17 protein-coding genes and 1 pseudogene are annotated in these 18038 nt (G+C 73.3%); 13 read left to right on the top strand and 5 right to left on the bottom strand.

Annotation, left to right across the window (positions count from 1 at the left end):
• The first annotated feature begins 21 nt into the window (after positions 1 to 21).
• From AKI01S_RS24900 to AKI01S_RS24885, 4 genes are read left to right on the top strand one after another with little or no spacing between them, the layout of a single operon-like run.
• Complete coding sequence (locus AKI01S_RS24900) at positions 22 to 957, top strand: ABC transporter ATP-binding protein (RefSeq protein WP_067822773.1); 936 nt, start codon at positions 22 to 24, stop codon at positions 955 to 957.
• Positions 954 to 1832: an ABC transporter permease gene (locus AKI01S_RS24895; RefSeq protein WP_067822770.1), complete on the top strand. Its 879-nt coding sequence runs from the start codon at positions 954 to 956 to the stop codon at positions 1830 to 1832. Before AKI01S_RS24900 ends, AKI01S_RS24895 begins: the two co-directional genes overlap by 4 nt.
• The gene (locus AKI01S_RS24890) at positions 1829 to 2740 is read left to right on the top strand and encodes an ABC transporter ATP-binding protein (protein ID WP_067822768.1); all 912 of its coding nucleotides are present in this window, start codon (positions 1829 to 1831) and stop codon (positions 2738 to 2740) included. The genes AKI01S_RS24895 and AKI01S_RS24890 overlap by 4 nt, the downstream gene beginning before the upstream one ends.
• Before the next feature lie 7 nt (positions 2741 to 2747).
• The gene (locus tag AKI01S_RS24885; RefSeq protein WP_067822765.1) at positions 2748 to 3464 is read left to right on the top strand and encodes an ABC transporter permease; all 717 of its coding nucleotides are present in this window, start codon (positions 2748 to 2750) and stop codon (positions 3462 to 3464) included.
• A gap of 4 nt (positions 3465 to 3468) precedes the next feature.
• On the opposite strand, the gene AKI01S_RS24880 is transcribed toward AKI01S_RS24885, so the two are convergent.
• On the bottom strand, positions 3469 to 5154 hold the full coding sequence (locus AKI01S_RS24880; RefSeq protein WP_067822763.1) for an RNA polymerase sigma factor sigma-70 region 4 domain-containing protein: 1686 nt from the start codon (positions 5152 to 5154) through the stop codon (positions 3469 to 3471).
• A gap of 13 nt (positions 5155 to 5167) precedes the next feature.
• Positions 5168 to 6106: a type I pantothenate kinase gene (gene coaA, locus AKI01S_RS24875; protein WP_067822760.1), complete on the bottom strand. Its 939-nt coding sequence runs from the start codon at positions 6104 to 6106 to the stop codon at positions 5168 to 5170.
• A gap of 125 nt (positions 6107 to 6231) precedes the next feature.
• Here coaA and glmS point away from each other — a divergent pair, with 125 nt between their 5' ends.
• From glmS to AKI01S_RS24860, 3 genes are all read left to right on the top strand, one after another.
• Complete coding sequence (gene glmS, locus AKI01S_RS24870; protein ID WP_067822757.1) at positions 6232 to 8091, top strand: glutamine--fructose-6-phosphate transaminase (isomerizing); 1860 nt, start codon at positions 6232 to 6234, stop codon at positions 8089 to 8091.
• A gap of 89 nt (positions 8092 to 8180) precedes the next feature.
• A complete protein-coding gene (locus AKI01S_RS24865) occupies positions 8181 to 9143 on the top strand; it encodes an ABC transporter ATP-binding protein (protein WP_067822755.1) in 963 nt (320 codons plus the stop codon).
• A 17-nt stretch (positions 9144 to 9160) separates the two neighbouring features.
• Positions 9161 to 10159, top strand: a complete 999-nt coding sequence (locus AKI01S_RS24860; RefSeq protein WP_218009795.1) for an ABC transporter permease — start codon at positions 9161 to 9163, stop codon at positions 10157 to 10159.
• Here AKI01S_RS24860 and AKI01S_RS24855 read toward each other — a convergent pair.
• The 3 genes from AKI01S_RS24855 to AKI01S_RS24845 form a co-directional block, all read right to left on the bottom strand.
• Positions 10112 to 10414, bottom strand: coding sequence for a DUF397 domain-containing protein (locus AKI01S_RS24855; protein WP_067822751.1), 303 nt, complete (start codon positions 10412 to 10414; stop codon positions 10112 to 10114). The genes AKI01S_RS24860 and AKI01S_RS24855 overlap by 48 nt on opposite strands.
• A gap of 589 nt (positions 10415 to 11003) precedes the next feature.
• The gene (locus AKI01S_RS24850) at positions 11004 to 11219 is read right to left on the bottom strand and encodes a DUF397 domain-containing protein (protein ID WP_084000209.1); all 216 of its coding nucleotides are present in this window, start codon (positions 11217 to 11219) and stop codon (positions 11004 to 11006) included.
• A gap of 278 nt (positions 11220 to 11497) precedes the next feature.
• Entirely contained in the window at positions 11498 to 12370 is an 873-nt protein-coding gene (locus tag AKI01S_RS24845) for a helix-turn-helix domain-containing protein (RefSeq protein WP_067822746.1), read from the bottom strand.
• 159 nt (positions 12371 to 12529) lie between these two features.
• Here AKI01S_RS24845 and AKI01S_RS24840 point away from each other — a divergent pair, with 159 nt between their 5' ends.
• From AKI01S_RS24840 to AKI01S_RS24815, 6 genes and pseudogenes are all read left to right on the top strand, one after another.
• Positions 12530 to 12886, top strand: coding sequence for a holo-ACP synthase (locus AKI01S_RS24840; RefSeq protein ID WP_067822743.1), 357 nt, complete (start codon positions 12530 to 12532; stop codon positions 12884 to 12886).
• A gap of 47 nt (positions 12887 to 12933) precedes the next feature.
• Positions 12934 to 14409 (top strand): bifunctional ADP-dependent NAD(P)H-hydrate dehydratase/NAD(P)H-hydrate epimerase, encoded by a 1476-nt coding sequence (locus tag AKI01S_RS24835; RefSeq protein WP_067822740.1) that lies wholly within the window; start codon positions 12934 to 12936, stop codon positions 14407 to 14409.
• Between the two features lie 147 nt (positions 14410 to 14556).
• The gene (gene alr, locus AKI01S_RS24830; RefSeq protein WP_067822737.1) at positions 14557 to 15702 is read left to right on the top strand and encodes an alanine racemase; all 1146 of its coding nucleotides are present in this window, start codon (positions 14557 to 14559) and stop codon (positions 15700 to 15702) included.
• The gene (locus AKI01S_RS24825) at positions 15695 to 16783 is read left to right on the top strand and encodes an alpha/beta fold hydrolase (protein WP_067822734.1); all 1089 of its coding nucleotides are present in this window, start codon (positions 15695 to 15697) and stop codon (positions 16781 to 16783) included. The genes alr and AKI01S_RS24825 overlap by 8 nt, the downstream gene beginning before the upstream one ends.
• Before the next feature lie 303 nt (positions 16784 to 17086).
• Positions 17087 to 17557: a tRNA (adenosine(37)-N6)-threonylcarbamoyltransferase complex ATPase subunit type 1 TsaE gene (tsaE, locus tag AKI01S_RS24820; protein ID WP_281186141.1), complete on the top strand. Its 471-nt coding sequence runs from the start codon at positions 17087 to 17089 to the stop codon at positions 17555 to 17557.
• 126 nt (positions 17558 to 17683) lie between these two features.
• Positions 17684 to 18038, top strand: a pseudogene (locus AKI01S_RS24815) (hypothetical protein); the annotation flags it as partial.

Genomic DNA, 18038 nt, shown 5'->3' with positions numbered 1-18038 from the left:
TCAGGCACTAGGTTCGGACGCATGCCGATCATCGCTGCCCAGGGGCTGACGATGAGGTTCCCCGGCGTCACCGCGCTGGACGACCTCACCGTCGCCGTCGAACCGGGCGTCACCGGGCTGGTCGGGGCCAACGGCGCGGGCAAGTCCACCCTCATCAAGATCCTGCTGGGGCTGCTGCCGCCGACCTCCGGCACCGCGCAGGTCCTCGGCCTGGACATCGCCCGCGACGGGGCGCGCATCCGGGAACGCGTCGGTTTCATGCCCGAGTACGAGGCGCTGCCGCCGGACGTGTCGGCCACCGAGTTCGTGGTCCACATGGCGCGCATGTCGGGCCTGCCGCCCACCGCCGCCCGCGAACGCGCCGCCGACACGCTGCGGCACGTCGGGCTGTACGAGGAGCGGTACCGGCCGATCGGCGGCTACTCCACCGGCATGCGCCAGCGCGTCAAGCTCGCCCAGGCGCTCGTCCACGACCCGCAGCTGGTGTTCCTGGACGAGCCGACCAACGGCCTTGACCCGGCGGGCCGCGACGACATGCTCGGCCTGATCCGCCGGATCGGCGCCGAGTTCGGCATCAGCGTGCTGGTCACCTCGCACCTGCTGGGCGAGCTGGAACGCGTCTGCGACCACGTCGTCATCATCGACGGCGGCAGGCTGCTGCGCTCCCAGGCCGTGGAGGCCTACACCGCCGCCAGCGGCTCCCTGGTCGTGGAGGTCGAGGAGGGCCGCGACCGGCTCGGGCAGCACCTGTACGACCAGGGCGTGGCGGTGCGCCCCGAGGGCCGCCTGCTGGTGGTCGACATCGCGGACGAGGGGACCTACGACCGCATCCGCGACGGCGTGGCCGACCTGGGGCTGCGGCTGGTCCGGCTGGAGCAGCGCCGCCACCACATCGAGGAGGTCTTCGCCGTGGGGTCCGAACAGCCGCACCCGGTTCCGCAGGGGGCTCCCCGATGACCGTCAGCACCATCCACGACATCGGCTACCGGCACTACGAGGGCCGCCGCCTCGGCCGCGGCTACGTGCTGCGCTCGCTGTTCGTGCACAACCTGCGCGCCGCGTACGGCCTGGGCCGCCCGGCCCGCGCGAAGGTCATGCCGTTCCTGCTGCTGGCGGTCATGATGCTGCCCTCCGTGGGCAGCGTCGCGGCGGTCGCGATCACCAAGGAGCCGCGCGGGCTGATCCCGTACGCCGCCTACGCCAACATCCTCCAGGTCGTCATCGCGATCTTCCTGGCGACGCAGGCGCCGGTGCTGGCCTCCCGCGAGCTGCGCTTCCACGTGGTCCCGCTGTACTTCTCCCGCCCGGTCGGGCACCTGGACTTCGTGCTGGCCAAGCTCGCGGCGATGACGACGGCGCTGCTGGCGCTGCTCACCCTGCCGGTCACGCTGCTGTACGTCGGCGGGCTGGTCACCAAGGTCCCCGACTCCGGCGAGCACCTGGTCCGGTACCTGACGGCGCTGGTCGGCTGCGCGCTGTTCGCGGTGGTGCTGGCCTCGATCGGGCTGGTGGTGTCGGCGTTCACGCCGCGCCGCGGCTTCGGCGTCGCCGCCGTGATCGCGGTCTACATGCTGAGCAGCGCGTTCGTGGTGATCGTGCAGGGGCTGGCGGAGATGCGGACGAACTTCACCCTCGCCGGGTGGGTCGGGCTGCTGACGCCGTTCAACCTGGTGGACATCGTCCAGGTCCGGCTGCTGGGGGCCCCGAGGTCGTCGGCGGCGATGCCGGAGGGCACGCTCGCGGGCATGGTCGCGCTGGCGGTGTGCGCCGCGCTCGTCGCCGGGTCCACCGCCGTCCTGTACGCCCGGTTCCGGAAGGCGGGGCTCTCATGAGCGTGCTGACGTTGGAGAACGTGTCGCGCTGGTACGGCAACGTCGTCGCCGTCAACGGCGTCTCCATGACCATCGGCCCCGGCGTCACCGGCCTGCTCGGCCCCAACGGCGCGGGCAAGTCCACCCTCATCCACATGATGGGCGGCTTCCTGGAGCCCTCGGCCGGGTCCGTCACCCTCGACGGCACGCCGATCTGGCGCAACCCCGACGTCTACCGGCGCCTCGGCCTGGTCCCCGAACGCGAGAGCGCCTACGACTTCCTCACCGGCCGCCAGTTCATCCTGGCGATGGCCAAGCTGCACAAGCTGCCCGACCCCGGTGCCGCCGCGCGGCGGGCCATCGACCGGGTGGAGATGGAGTACGCCGCCGACCGGCAGATCGGCAACTACTCCAAGGGCATGAAGCAGCGCATCAAGATGGCCTCGGCGCTGGTCCACGACCCGCCGGTGCTGCTGCTGGACGAGCCGTTCAACGGCATGGACCCGCGCCAGCGGCTCCAGCTCATGGACCTGATCCGGAAGATGGCCGCCGAGGGCCGCACGATCCTGTTCTCCTCGCACATCCTGGAGGAGGTGGAGCGGCTCGCCGGGCAGATCGAGGTGATCGTCGCCGGGCGGCACGCGGCCTCGGGGGACTTCCGGGAGATCCGGCGGCTGATGACCGACCGGCCGCACCGGTTCCTGGTGCGGTCCGGCGACGACCGGGCCCTCGCCGCGGCGATCATCGCGGACGGCTCGGCGCGCAGCGTCCACCTCACCCCCAAGGGCCTGGAGATCGAGGCGACGGACTTCCAGCGGTTCACCTGGCTGCTGCCGCGGCTGGCGCGGGACGCGGGCATCCGGCTGTGGGAGGTCTCCCCGTCCGACGAGTCCCTGGAAAGCGTCTTCTCCTACCTGGTAGCGCGGTGATCAGCACATGAATCCGACGATCGCGATGATCACGTTCCGGGCGATGCTGGGCCGCCGCCGCGCCCTGCTGCTGTTCGGGCTGCCGCTGGTGCTGCTGGCGATGGCCGCCGCGCTGCGGTTCACCGACCTCGCCGACCTGGACACCACCGCGACGATCCTGCAGCGCTTCGGCATCGCCACGCTGCTGCCGCTGCTGGCGCTGATCGCCGGGACGGGCGTGATCGGCCCGGAGATCGACGACGGCCAGATCATGTACGTGCTGACCAAGCCGATCCCGCGCCAGGTGATCGTGCTGACGAAGCTCGTGGTGGCGATCGTGCTGGTCACGCTGTTCGCGACGGTCCCGACGCTGGTGGCGGGCCTGCTGATGTCGGGGATGACGGCGCAGCTGGCCCCGGCGTTCGCGGCCGGGGTGCTGGTCGGCGGGATCGCCTACAGCGCGCTGTTCGTGGCCCTGGCGGTCGTCAGCCGCAACGCCGTCACGATCGGCCTGCTGTACGCGCTGGTCTGGGAGAGCCTGCTCGGCAACTTCGCCCCCGGCGCCCGCTCGGCGTCGGTCCAGCAGTGGGCGCTGTCGGTGACCGACGCCCTGACCGACGCGTCGGTGGTCCGCTCCACGGTGGACCTGCCGCTGGCGGCCGCGCTGCTGGCCCTGGTCACCGCCGCCGGAACGGCCCTGGCGGTGGTCCGCCTGCGCTCGCTGACCGTCGCCAGCGCCGAGTGACCCGTCAGGACGGGGTGATCGTCGTGCGGGTGCCGGCGGGCTCCTCGGCCACCACCCAGACCAGCGGCAGGTAGGTCGCCGGGAGCGGGGGCGTGCGGCGGGCCGGCCCCCGGACGTGCAGGAACGGGCGCGGGCCCCGCGCCTGGTGGTCGCCCAGCTCGCCCGCCGTCCGCAGCGTCGTCACACCCGGGCCCGCGGCGGCCACCAGGTGCCAGCGGTCCTTCGCGAGCCACCAGACCGCGGCGGCCATGCCGGACTCCCCGGTGGAGTAGTCGCTGTTGGTGCCGCCCCGCTGGGTCAGGGTGCGGCCGGTGGGGGACAGCAGGACGGCCGAGCCCGGGGCGTTCCAGGGCGACTCGGTGTCCACGACCGTCAGCGACGCCGGGCCGCCCCCGTCGGGGAGCTCACCGGTCCACAGGCGGCCGACGCGCAGGTCGCCGGAGTCCGACAGGGACGCCGCGCCCTGGCAGGCGACGGCGTGGGACGCGATGTTCTGGAAGCGCTCGTCGCCGGCCGCCGCGCCCCGGAACCACACGCGGGGGGCCGCCGCGTCCGGGTTGTGGCTGGCGAACTGCAGGACCCGGCGCGGCCAGCCGCCCGCCACGGGCCGGTGCGTCATGCGGAACAGCAGGTAGTTCTGGCAGCGCGGCGTGAACCAGCGCCACTCCACCGGGTCGGTCAGGCCGTCGCGGACCGCCAGCGGCCGCCACTGCGGGGCCGCGCCGGGCACCGCCAGGGACGGGTCCATCAGCCACGGCGGGAGCAGGTAGCGCCAGGTGCCGCCCAGCATGATCAGGCCGCCGAAGTCGGAGTCGAGGCGGCGGACGCTCTCCACGCCGCGCGACAGCCGCCGTTCGAAGTACTGGGCGACCATCGGGGTGTCGCGGTAGCCGGGGGAGTCGCGCAGCACCACGACGGTCGCGTCGTCCACCGCGCCCGCGTACAGGACGACGATCGGGCCCGACGGCGGGTCGCGGCGGTGGGCCCGCCAGGCCGCGGCCGCGCGGGACAGCAGCGCGCGGTCGCCGCGCGACCCGCCCCGCGTCGGCCACTGCGCCAGCGTCGGCGTGGCCGTCCGCTGCCAGTCCGTGTCGTCCACCAGCAGCGGGACCTCGCCGCCGTCCCGGGCCCAGGGGCGGACCACCAGCGCGGCCGCCACGACCGGGACCAGCAGGACCGCGGCCCAGGGCCGGGGCGGGCGCGGGGGCGGGCGCAGGCGCACCAGCATCGGGTCGAACGCCCGCAGCTCGGCCCGCTGGGCGGCGGCGTCCAGCCGCGTCGCCAGGTCCATCGCCGTCGCCGTGCGGTCCACGTCCCAGGCGCTCACCATCAGGTGCTCCGACACCTCGGCCGCCGCCTCCGGGGACGTCAGGCCCTCGACGCGGTGCAGGACGTAGACCAGGCGCTCGTGCGGGGAGAGCGCCCGCAGCGCGAGCCGGGCCGGGCCCGGCGGCAGCGGGTCGGGGCGGAACAGCAGCCGGTGCGGACGCAGCCGGGGGCGGGACGGCGACGCCAGGAGGACGGCCGCCAGCCGCGCGCGGAGCCGGGGATAGGGGGCGCCGGGTCGCACCGACCGCACCGCCCGCCGCGCCCGCGCCAGCACCACGTCCGGCGGGCCGCCGTCGTCCAGGGCCAGGTACGCCACCCGCAGCAGGTCGGCATACCGCTCCCGGAACGCCGCCGACCGCATGCCTCCATTGTGCTCAGATCCGGCGCAACCGCACCCGCCGGACGCTGTGGTCCTGGCCCTTGTGCAGCACCAGCGTGGCGCGGGCGCGGGTCGGCAGGATGTTGGAGACCAGGTTGATCTCGTTGATGTCGCGCCACACCCGCTGGGCGAACGCCGCCGCCTCGTCCTGGTCGAGCTTGGAGTACCGGTGGAAGTAGGAGCGCGGGTCGGCGAACGCCGTGCGGCGCAGCGCGAACAGCCGTTCCACGTACCACTGCCGGATGTGCTCGACGCGGGCGTCCACGTAGATCGAGAAGTCGAAGAAGTCGGAGACCCCGAGCGACCCCGCGGGCGGGGCCTGCAACACGTTCAGCCCCTCGACGATCAGGATGTCGGGCCGCTTCACCGTCTGCCGGACGTCGGGCAGGATGTCGTACTCCAGGTGGGAGTAGACCGGGATCGGCATCTCCTCGGCGCCCGACTTGATCGATGAGACGAACCTCACCAGCGCCCGCCGGTCGTAGGACTCGGGGAACCCCTTGCGGTCCATCAGGCCGCGCTCCTGGAGCACGGCGTTGGGGTACAGGAAGCTGTCGGTCGTCACCAGCTCGACGCTGGGGTGCTCGGGCCAGCGCGCCAGCAGCGTCCGCAGCAGCCGCGAGGTGGTGGACTTGCCGACCGCGACGCTGCCCGCGACCCCGATGATGAACGGCGTCGGCTGCACCGGCCCGCCCAGGAAGCCGCTCACCGTGTCGCGCAGGCCCCCGTCCGACAGGAAGAACAGGTTCAGCAGCCGCGACAGCGGCAGGTAGACCTCCTCGACCTCGGTGATGTCGATCGGGTCCTTCAGGCCGCGCAGCGCGTCCAGCTCGTCGGGGGTGAGCGGCAGCGGAGTGTTGGCGCGCAGCGCCCGCCAGGCGTCGCGGGAGAGTTCCACGTAGGGGCTCGGCACGCTGTCCCATCCGCTCGTCATGCACTGAACATTAACCACCCGTGCAGGTGGCGCTCGGTGTTTTCACCGGCGGTACACGGTATAGCCATGGCGATGAGGCCGCTGCAGGTAGGTCAGCACGTCCGACAGCCAATAGGCTGCACGCCATGTGCGGAATCGTGGGTTACGTCGGCACCAGGCCGGCGCTTGACGTCGTGGTCGAGGGACTGGCGCGGCTGGAGTACCGCGGGTACGACTCGGCCGGTGTGGCGGTCCTGGCCGACGGTGAGTCGGACGAGCGGGAGCTGGTCACCGCCAAGCGCGCCGGGAAACTGGTGAACCTGCGCAACGCCCTGGACGAGACGCCGCCGCCCGCCGGGACGCTCGGCATGGGCCACACGCGGTGGGCGACGCACGGCGCGCCCAACGACCGCAACGCCCACCCCCACCTGGACTGCTCGGGCAAGGTCGCCGTCATCCACAACGGCATCATCGAGAACTTCGCCGCGCTGCGCGCCGAGCTGGAGGAGAACGGCCACAAGCTCGTCTCCGACACCGACACCGAGGCCGTCGCCCACCTGCTGGAGGACGAGCTGCGCGACGGCGGCACCCTGGCCGACGCGATGCGCCGCGTGTGCGGCCGGCTGGAGGGCGCGTTCACCCTGGTCGCCGTGCACACCGGCGACCCGGACCTGGTGGTCGGCGCGCGCCGCAACTCCCCGCTGGTCGTCGGGGTCGGCGACGGCGAGAACTTCCTGGCCAGCGACGTGGCGGCGTTCATCGCCCACACCCGCGACGCGATCGAGCTGGGCCAGGACCAGGTCGTGGAGCTGCGCGCGTCCGGGGTGACCGTCACCGACTTCGAGGGCCGCCCGGCGGAGGTGAAGGAGTACCACGTCGACTGGGACGTGTCGGCCGCGGAGAAGGGCGGCTACGACTACTTCATGCTCAAGGAGATCGCCGAGCAGCCGCGCGCCGTCGCCGACACGCTGCTGGGCCGCATCGCCGCCGACGGCCGCCTGGTCCTGGACGAGATGCGCATCACCGACCAGGAGCTGCGCGAGGTCGACAAGATCATCATCGTGGCGTGCGGCACCTCCTACCACGCCGGGCTGATCGCCAAGTACGCCCTCGAACACTGGGCCGGGCTGCCCTGCGAGGTGGAGCTGGCCAGCGAGTTCCGCTACCGCGACCCGATCCTGTCGCGCTCCACGCTGGTGATCGCGATCTCCCAGTCGGGCGAGACGATGGACGCGCTGATGGCCGTCCGGCACGCCCGCGAGCAGCACGCCAAGCTGCTGGGCATCTGCAACGTCAACGGCTCCACCCTGCCCCGCGAGTGCGACGGCGTGCTCTACACCCACGCCGGGCCCGAGGTCGCGGTGGCGTCCACCAAGGCGTTCCTCACCCAGCTCGTCGCCGTCTACCTGATCGCCCTCTACATCGCGCAGGTGCGCGGCACCAAGTGGGGCGACGAGGTGTTCGCGATGATCCAGCTCCTGGCGCAGATGCCGGAGAAGGTGGAGAAGGTCCTGGAGACCATGGAGCCGGTGCGCGAGCTGGCCCGGTCCCTGGCGAACGAGCGCAGCGTGCTGTTCCTGGGCCGCCACGTGGGCTTCCCCGTGGCGCTGGAGGGCGCGCTCAAGCTCAAGGAGCTGGCCTACATGCACGCCGAGGGCTTCGCGGCGGGCGAGCTCAAGCACGGCCCGATCGCGCTGATCGAGGAGGGCCTGCCGGTGATCGTGGTGGTGCCGCCGCGCGCCCGCGCCGTGCTGCACGACAAGATCGTCTCCAACATCCAGGAGATCCGCGCCCGCGGCGCCCGCACCATCGTGATCGCCGAGGAGGGCGACGAGACGGTGGAGCCGTTCGCCGACACGCTGATCCGCGTCCCGGCCGTGCCGACGCTGTTCCAGCCGCTGGTGACGACCGTCCCGCTCCAGGTGTTCGCGTGCGAGCTGGCCACCGCCAAGGGCCACGACGTGGACCAGCCGCGGAACCTCGCCAAGTCCGTCACCGTCGAATGACCGCGATGCGATAGCGGAATGGCGGATTCGCCGGAACCACCCGCCACCTCCCGAGCGTCGTACCGGAGAGCCGGTGCGGGAGGTGGCGGGTGGACGCTTACTACGGCGACGCTGAGCATCACGACGGCGGGTCCGGGCACGGGATCGAGGCGTCCGGCGTCACGCGCGCGTTCGGCACCGTCCCCGCGCTCCAGGGCGTCGATCTCACCGTGCCCTACGGCCAGGTCACCGCGCTGGTCGGGCCGAACGGCGCGGGCAAGACCACACTGCTGCTGATCCTGGCGACGCTGCTGGCCCCCGACGCGGGCCGGGTCACCGTCGCCGGGCACGACCTGGCCGCCCACCCCGAGCGGGCGCGCACCGCGATCGGCTGGATGCCCGACCAGTTCGGGGTGTACGACCAGCTCACCGTGGACGAGTACCTGGCGTTCTTCGCCGACGCCTACCGGCTGCCGCCCGCCGAGAAGTCCCGCCGCATCCGCGCGCTGCTGGCGCTGGTGCACCTCGACGAGTACCTCGGACGGCCCGTGCACGTGCTGTCGCGCGGGCAGAAGCAGCGGCTCGGCGTCGCCCGCGCCCTGATCCACCGGCCGCGCGTGCTGCTGCTGGACGAGCCCGCCTCCGGCCTGGACCCCCGGTCCCGCGTGGAGCTGCGCGACCTGCTGCGCTCGCTGGCCGCCGACGGCGTCGCGGTGCTGGTGTCCAGCCACGTCCTCAGCGAGCTGGAGGAGATCGCCGACCGGGTGGTGCTGGTGGACCGGGGCCGCACCGTCGGCGCGCACGCCGTCGCCGACCTGGCCGGGACCGGTCGCGTCCGCTGGCGGGTGCGCGCCCTGGACCCCGACGCCCTGGACGCGGCGTTGGCGGGACGGCCCGACGCCGGCGAGGTGGTCCGGCTGCCCGCGGGGGCGGAGGTGGGGCCGTTGACCGAGCCGGAGGCGGCGCGGATGCTGACGGAACTGGTGGGGGCGGGCGTGCCCGTGGTGGGCTTCGGCCCGGCGAGCGGCGCGCTGGAGGCGGCCTACCTGGCGATGACGCAGGACCGCCGCTGAGAGGGGAACGGGGACGCATGATCAGTCCGCACGGAGTCGGCCTGGTGGCCCGGCAGGAGGTCCGCACCCGGCTGCGGACCGGTCGCTGGAAGGCCCTGATGACGGTGTGGTTCCTGACGGTGAACGGCACGGCGCTGTTCTTCCGGCTCGCGCTGGAGGCGAGCATCTCCAGCCGGGACGCGTCGCTGCACATGTTCGGCGGGGTGCTGCTGGGGGTGCTGGTGCTGACGATGCTGGTCACGCCCGCGCTGACGGCCCAGTCGATCAACGGTGACCGGGAGCGCGGCACGCTGGCCGCCCTGCAGATCACCCGGCTGTCGCCCGCCGACATCGCCGTCGGCAAGCTCGCCGCCGCCTGGGGCACCGGCCTGCTGGTGCTGGCGCTGACGCTGCCGTGCGTGGCGCTCCCGGTCCTGGAGGGCGCGGTCGGCGCGGGGCGGGCCGCGGTGACGCTGGCGGTGGTCGCGCTGCTGATCGGCGTCGTGTGCGCGCTGGCGCAGGCGTGGTCGGCGCTGGTGACGCGCAGCATCACCTCGGTGCTGCTGTCGTACCTGACGGTGTTCGCGCTGCTGGTGGGGACGCCGGTGCTGTTCGCGCTGGCGGTGCCGCTGACCTCCGAGAAAGTGACCACCTCCCGCCACTACGCCTACGACCGCGAGCACCCCGACCGGGTGTGGTGGCTGCTGGCCCCCAACCCGGTCGTCGTGCTCGCCGACGCGGCGCCGGAGGTGCCCGCCCGCCGGCTCCCGGTCACCCGGTACGACTCCCGGGGACGGCCGTACACCGAGCTCGTCCGGTACAACCGGCGCACCGACGTGCTCGGCGAGCTGGGCCGGGAGATCCGGGGGCTGCGGGCGGGCGGGGACCGCCGGTCGGGCGACCCGGAGCGGGGCGGCCCGGTGTGGCCCTACGGGCTGGCGTTCAACGTGCTGCTGGCGGGGGGCGCGTTGTGGACGACGGTCCGGCGTCTACGCACTCCGGTCCGGACCCTCCCCTCCGGCGTCCGCCTGGCCTGACCCCGCCCTCACCCGCAGGGCGAACGCTCGCCACTCGGCCAGCCCGAACGCCAGCGCGGGACCGGGGCCCTGCGTCCCGACGGGAACGTTGTCGCGGACGCCGATCGTGCGCGGCCCGAGCCGGGCGACCTCGACGCACGTGTTGGTGGGGCCGCACCGGGTGCTGCGCCGCCACCCGGGGGAGGGCGGGGCGCCGTCGGTGGGCGGCGGGTCCGGGAGCGTGGAGACATTCACGGTCGTCTCGTACGTGGTCATGGGGGTGGGGTGGGGTCGCATACCGCCTCCAGTCGACGCGGTGAGAGGGGCAGTGCCGCCCACAGTCTTCTCCCCGAACCCGCCTAGAAACCGCTTACCGGGAGAAATGTCACCAATACGGTAGGTTCCAGGTTCGATGTCGAAATGGGGGTGAGGTATCGGTCCCGGATCAGCGGCTCGACGGTGCCGTGCGAGAAGCGGCAGATGAAGTCGCGCCGTTTCCCCCGGGCCGACACCGGGATCGGGATCGGGACGTTACCACTTGGTTTTGACAACCTCACGTTTTGGACCGGTCGTGAGGTCCTGCTTTCGCGGCGCAGAGGTCATCACCGTCCACACGGGAAACTCGCGCGCAACGGAGTCACTCGACCGGGGAGGGCGTGGGGAGTTCCGGGTTTCCTGGCCGCTGTCGGCCATCGGTGTCGGGACCCGAAAATGAGAATCTCACGTGCGCCGGGAGTGGAAAAGGGGCGGGCGCCGCGGAGGCGAAAATTTCACGGGAAGTTTACGGGAAGCGCGCATCGAACACGGTGCGCGCTTCCCGTTCGGGCCCCGCGCCGTGGCGGAGCCGGAGCGCCGGTCGTCGGCGTCAGGCGGGCCCGTCCAGCGAACCGCTCTTGACCTGCGTCAGGAAGGTGCGCCATTCGGCCCGGGTGAGAGTGAGGACCGGGCTTCGCTCGCCGCGCTTGGCGTCGCGGGCTCCGATCAGGCTGCCCGGGGAGGCCAGAGCGGCGATCTCCACGCAGGTTCCGTTAGCTCCGCAGTGCGTACTACGCCGCCAGTTGGGAGCGCCGTTGACATTCATCATGGCCGGGATGGCGCCTTTCAAAAAGAGGGACCCCCTGTGCGACGCGCAGGGGGATCTGCTTTGCACGGGTTGCTGAGAAAAGCGGCCGGGCCGGCGGCCCCCCTCCCGGACGCGAATGATGGCGTGCCCGGGACGCCGCGGTTCAGGGTGCTGAACGCCCGACTTTCGGTCTGCACCTTATACCAGCGGCCGAAGGCAGGGAAACTCGACCCGTCCGCTCGGGCAGTCGGGAAAAATGTCCGGTTGTGGGGCGGGCGGTGCAGTTTAGGGAGGTTTCATGAGCGGGCCAGCCATTGGTCGCGTACCTCGGCCAGGTGACGGCGTGTCTCATGCTCGTCCAGCGCGGCCCGGGCCATTCCGTTGTGGGCCAGACGGTACATGTGCGTGGTCTGCTCGTCCTCCAGATAACTGAAAGTGATGCTCTCGATGTGCACTATGTCCGGGAAAGTCACATCGTGTACCGGGGCGAACTCCAGCACCGTGAACGACGTGGCCATGATCGGGTGCGGGCCGTCCAGCGTCAGGATCCGCAGGTCGACGTTGGGCAGGATCGAGATCTGCCGCAGGTGGTCGAGCTGCTCGGCCATCACCCGGGCGTCGCCCACGCGGCGGTGCAGCACCGACTCGTCCAGCACGACCGACATCCGCAGCGGCTGCGGCCGGTGCAGCACCTGCTGGCGGCGCAGGCGCACGTCGATCCAGCGTTCGATCTCGGCGGGCGGCTTGGTCGCGACCACGTCCCAGCCGCCCACGATGTGCCGGGCGTAGGACTCGCTCTGCAACAGGCCGGGGATGACCAGGTTGTCCCAGGCCAGGATCGCGTCGGCCTCCGCCTCCAGGGCGATGAACTCGGCGTACCCCCCGCTCAGCATGGGGTAGTCCTCCCACCAGCCGCGCTTGGTGGCGTCCTGGGCGAGGGCGATCAGCTCGTCGAGGCGGGGGCCGTTGACGCCGTAGAGCTTGAGCAGCTCGATCACGTCGTCGACGCGCGCGCCGGTACGGGCGTTCTCCAGTCGGCTGACCTTGGCGGTGGACCAGGACAGCCGGGCGGCGACCTCGTCGCCGGTGAGCCTGCTGTGCTCGCGCAGGCGGCGCAGTTCGATGCCCAGCCTGCGCTGTCGGACGGTGGGACCGCGTGAGGTGCTCATGGCGGGTGTCCTCGGCCGGGGAGTGGGCTGCGGGGTGGTGGAAGACCGTTCCGGTTGAGATTCCCAGCGTCGCGCCTGAGCCGCCGGGCGGCAAGACCACGCGCGGGGAGAGGCCGGATCGCCGTCACGCGGGGTGCGCGGCGTGGCACCCTGGGGAGAGTGATCGTTGGGGTGGGCATCGACGTGGTGGACATCGCGCGGTTCGAGCGTTCCCTGGAGCGGACGCCGGGGCTGCGCACGCGCCTGTTCACCGAGGTGGAACGGGACCTGGCGGGGCGTTCGCTGGCCGCCCGGTTCGCCGCCAAGGAGGCGCTGGCCAAGGCGCTGGGCGCGCCGCGCGGCCTGATGTGGACCGACGCGGAGGTGCGGCGCGCGGCGGACGGGCGGCCCTCGCTGCACGTGACGGGCACCGTCGCGGCGGCCGCGGCCGCGCGCGGGGTGACCTCCTGGCACGTGTCGTTGAGCCACGACGGCGGCGTCGCCACCGCCATCGTGATCGCGGAGTCCGGCGTCTAGCGGCCCGGACGGATGGCAGTTCCGATCTTCACGGGAGAGGCGGCGGAATGCGGTACGCGCACGAGGTCGGCAAGGTCCGGGCGGCCGAACGGGCCCTGATGGCCCGGCTGCCCGAGGGAGCCCTGATGCAGCGCGCCGCCGCCGGGCTGGCCTCGGTCTGCGCCCGGCTGCTGCCCTCGGTCTACGGCGCGGACGTGGTGCTGCTGGTCGGGTCCGGCGACAACGGCGGCGACGCGCTGTACGCGGGCGCCCGGCTGGCCCGGCGGGGCGCGCGGGTCGTCGCCGTCGCGGCCGGGTCGAGGATCCACGAGGACGGCGCGGCGGCGCTGCGCCGGGCCGGGGGCCGGGTGCTGGACGACCCGGCGGGCGCGGAGCCGGTCGTGGCCCGCGCCGACCTGATCGTCGACGGGCTGACCGGGATCGGCGGCACCGGCGGCCTGCGCGAGCCGCACGCGACGCTCGCGCGGTGGGCGTCGGAGGCGACCGGAACGGTCGTGGCGTGCGACGTCCCCAGCGGCGTGGACGCCTCCTCCGGGCGGGTGGACGGGGCCGCCGTCCACGCCGACGTGACCGTCACGTTCGGCACCCACAAACCCGGACTGCTCATCGACCCGGGCGCGGCGCACTGCGGCGTGGTCGAGCTGGTGGACATCGGGCTGGGCGACGACCTGCCCGACCCCGACGTCGTCGCGCCCTGGCCGGTGGACGTCCGGCCGCCCGAGCCGGGCCCCGAGTCCGACAAGTACCGGCGCGGCGTCGTCGGGGTCCTGGCCGGGAGCCGCCGGTACACCGGGGCGGCGGTGCTCAGCACGGGCGGCGCGGTGCGCGGCGGGGCGGGCATGGTGCGGTTCGCGTCGGAGGCCGAGCCCGTCGACCTGGTGCGGCAGCGCTGGCCCGAGGTCGTCACCACCGTCATCGACCCCGGCGAGGGCGGCGCGCTGGACCGGGTGGGGCGCGTCCAGGCGTGGGTCGTGGGGCCGGGGCTGGGCACCGGCGACGACGCCGAGGCGCTGCTGGAGGCCGTGCTGCGCACCGAGCTGCCGGTGCTGGTCGATGCCGACGGGCTGACCGTGCTGGCCCGGCGGCGCAAGCTGCTGGCCCGCGACGCGCCCACGGTGCTGACCCCGCACGCGGGCGAGCTGTCCCGGCTGATCGGCGTGGACCGGGAGCGCGTCGAGGCGCGGCGGCTGGAGAACGTGCGCCGCGCCGCCGAGGAGCTGACGGCGACCGTGCTGCTCAAGGGCTCCACCACGCTGGTCGCCGAGCAGGACCGCCCGGTCCGCGTCAACCCGTCGGGCACGCCCCGGCTGGCCACCGCCGGGACCGGGGACGTGCTGTCCGGGCTGGTCGGGGCGCTGCTGGCCGGGGGGATGCCCGCGCTGGAGGCCGCCGCGGCGGGCGCCTACCTGCACGGGCTGGCCGCCCGGATCGCCGCGGCGGGGCCGGGGGACGCCGGGACCGCGCCGATCAGCGCGTTCGACGTGATCGGCGCGCTGCCCGAGGCGTTCCGGCTGCTCGACTGATCACCTCCGTTGAACCCCGGGCCGGGCCGCTGCGTCCCAATGGGTGGGAACGCCGCCGGCGTTCCGAGGGGACGACGGGGACGCGCCCGCCCCGGCGGGGCCGTGAGCTGCACGGTCACCGCTCCGGGGACGGCACACTGGATAACCATGAGGACTCCCGCACAGGCACGTATCGACCTCGACGCCATCAGCGGCAACGTCGCGCTGCTCAGGAACCGCGCGGCCGGCGCCGAGGTGATGGCGATGGTGAAGGCCGAGGCGTACGGACACGGACTGGTGCCGGCGGCGCGGGCGGCCCTGGCCGGGGGAGCGACCTGGCTGGGCGTCGCCAAGGTGGCCGAGGGCCTGACCCTGCGCGCGGCGGGGGTGACCGGCGTCCCGGTGCTGGTCGGCGTGAGCGTGCCGGGCGAGCCCTACGAGGAGGCCGTGCTCGCGGACCTGGACCTGTGCGTCGGGGGCCGCTGGCTGCTGGAGGAGCTGGCCGGGGTCGCGCGGCGGACCGGGCGGGCCGCCCGCGTCCATCTGGAGGCCGACACCGGCATGAGCCGCGGCGGCAGCGGGCCCGCGGACTGGCCCGACCTGGTGGACGCCGTGCTGGCCGCCGAGGCCGAGGGCCTGGTCGAGGTGGTCGGGGTCATGTCGCACCTGGCGTGCGCCGACACGCCCGACCACCCGTCGGTGGCCGCGCAGGTGACGACGTTCACCGAGATGGTCGAGCGGGCCGAGAAGGCGGGGCTGCGCCCGGCGGTGCGGCACCTGGCCAACTCGGCGGGCCTGCTGACGCTGCCGGAGGCCCGCTTCGACCTGGTCCGGCCCGGCATCGCGATCTACGGGCTGTCGCCGATCCCCGAGCGCGGCTCGTTCGGGCTGCGGCCCGCGATGACGCTGGTGTCGGACGTCGCGGCGTGCAAGCGCGTCCCGGCCGGCAGCGGCGTCTCCTACGGGCACACCTACCACACCGGCGCCGACACGAACCTGGCCGTGGTGCCCGCCGGATACGGCGACGGCGTGCCCCGCCACGGCTCCAACCTGCTGGAGGTGCTGGCGGGCGGCCGCCGCCACCGGATCGCGGGGCGGGTCTGCATGGACCAGTTCATGATCGACATCGGGGACGCCGCGCTCGCCGTCGGGGACGAGGTCGTGCTGTTCGGGCCGGGCGACCGCGGCGAGCCGACCGCGCAGGAGTGGGCGGACGCGCTCGGCACGATCTCCTATGAGATCGTCACCCGGATCGGGTCCCGAGTCCCGCGGGTCTACACCGGTCGGCTCGCGGCGGAGGTTTCGCATGGTTAGCAGGAACAGGCGCAGGATCGGCATCGCCGGGGCCGTCGCGGGCCTCGGGGCCGCCGGGATCGGCGCGGCCGTGGGGCTGCGGCGGCTGGCGGTCGGCCGGATCGCGCTGCGCCCCGACCCCGACGCCGACGAGCCGTTCGGCGAGCTGCGCGGGGAGCCGACGACCGTGGAGGCCGACGACGGGCTGCCGCTGCACGTGGAGGTCGACGGACCCGATGACGCGCCGCTGACCGTCGTGTTCTGCCACGGCTACTGCCTCACCCAGGACGCCTGGCACTACCAGCGCCGCGACCTGCCCGGCCGGGGGCCGGACGGGCGGCGGCTGCGGATGGTGTTCTGGGACCAGCGCAGCCACGGGAGGTCCGGCCGCAGCGCCCCCACCCACGCCACCATCGACCAGACCGGCTCCGACCTGCACGCGGTGCTGCGCGCGACCACCCGTCCGGGGCAGCCGGTGGTGCTGGTGGGGCACTCCATGGGCGGTATGTCGATCATGGCGCTGGCGGAGGCGCACCCCGAGCTGTTCGGCGACCGGATCGTGGGCGTCGCGCTGGTCAACACCTCCGGCGGCGACCTGCGCGAGATGACGCTGGGCCTGCCGATGGCGCTGGCCCGGCTCGTCCAGCCGCTGACGCCGACCGCGCTGCGCGGCCTGGGCCGCCGGGCCGACCTGGTGGACCGGGTGCGCGGGCTGGGCGCGGACGTGGCGTTCATGGTCACCAAGCGGATGGCGTTCGCCGACCGGCAGGTCAGCCCGACCGTGGTGGACTTCCTGGAGCAGATGATCCGGGCCACCCCGATCGACGTGATCGCCGAGTTCTACCCGACGCTGATCGCGCACGACAAGACGGCCGCGCTGGAGACCGTCGCCCGCGTCCCGACGGTGGTGATGGTGGGCGGCGCGGACCGGCTCACCCCGGTGGAGCACGGCCGGCGGCTGGCCGAGGCGCTGGACGCCGAACTGATCGAGATCGCCGAGGCGGGACACGTGCTGCCACTGGAGTACCCGGGCGTGGTCACCGGCGGCGTCCGCCGCCTGATCGACCGCATCCGGCCGCAGCTGGAGGAGCGCACGGCATGAGCGGGCTGGAGGGGCGCGGCGTCGTCTGGACTGACCCGCGAGCGCAGCGAGCCGATGGGCACTGCGTCCGCGCGGAACGAGCGCAGCGAGTGCAGCGGGAGCGAAGCGACCAGAGTGACGAGGGAAGACGGCGCCTTGGGGCGTCCTGGAAGCCCGCGGGAGACGCAGCGTGAGCGGGCTGGAGGGGCGCGGCGTCGTCTGGACTGACCCGCGAGCGCAGCGGGAGCGAAGTGACCGGAGTGACGAGGGAAGGCGGCGCCTTGGGGCGCCCTGGAAGGCCGTGGGAGAGACAGTTTGAGCGACGTGACCACTCTCGCCGTTCCGACCGCCGAGGACATGCAGCGGCTCGGCGTGCGGCTGGGCGGGCTGCTGCGGGCGGGGGACCTGCTGGTGCTCACCGGTGACCTGGGGGCGGGCAAGACCACCCTCACCCAGGGGATCGGGGAGGGGCTGAAGGTGCGCGGGCCGATCACCTCGCCCACGTTCGTGATCGCGCGGGTGCACCCGTCGCTGGCCGGGGGGCCGGGTCTGGTGCACGTGGACGCCTATCGGCTGGGCGGATTCGCCGAACTCGACGATCTGGATCTGGACGCCTCGCTGGAGGACTCGGTGACGATCGTGGAATGGGGCGAGGGACTGGCCGAGGGATTGGCCGAGGAACGGCTGGAGGTCCTCATCACGCGGTCGGCCGACGGGGCCACCGAGGAACGCCTCGTGCGGTTCACCCCGGTGGGTGATCGCTGGTCCGACCTGCATGATCACCTGACCGGCTGATGTGAAAATCCCTCATATTTTTTGTCGGTAAGGCTGGACCGCTTTGCCGGGAGATGTCGTACTCTTTGCCGGAACGAACCTCACCTTCGCGACAATTCGATTTCCTCGGCACGGGAGTGGGATCCGGTGAGTGGTAGCCATCGCAGCGGAAACAACCGCGTCGACAGCTACCGCGGTTCGGGCGGTGGTCAGGGCGCGACAGGCGACGGTTACCGTTCGGACGGCGGGTACAGCGGCGACTATGTCGGCAGCGGGCGCACGGGCAACACGTACGCCGGTGGCGAGTACGCCACCGGCGGCCACATCAGTGGCGAGCACGGCAGCGGAAGGCACGGCCTGCCCCCGTCCGGGAGCGACGAGTACCTCGCGCGCAGCGACGAGTACCCCCGGCGCGGCGCCGACCCGGCCCCGCGCGGCGGCTACCGGGGAACGCGGCGGTCGGCCGGCAGCGGCGGCTACCGCGCCGGCAGCGGCGCGCACC

Origin of the sequence: Actinomadura kijaniata NBRC 14229 (genome assembly GCF_001552175.1) — a bacterium.
Classification (GTDB): domain Bacteria; phylum Actinomycetota; class Actinomycetes; order Streptosporangiales; family Streptosporangiaceae; genus Spirillospora; species Spirillospora kijaniata.
The sequence above is the reverse complement of the archived record's forward strand: the minus strand, read 5'-3'. Positions and strand labels throughout refer to the sequence as shown.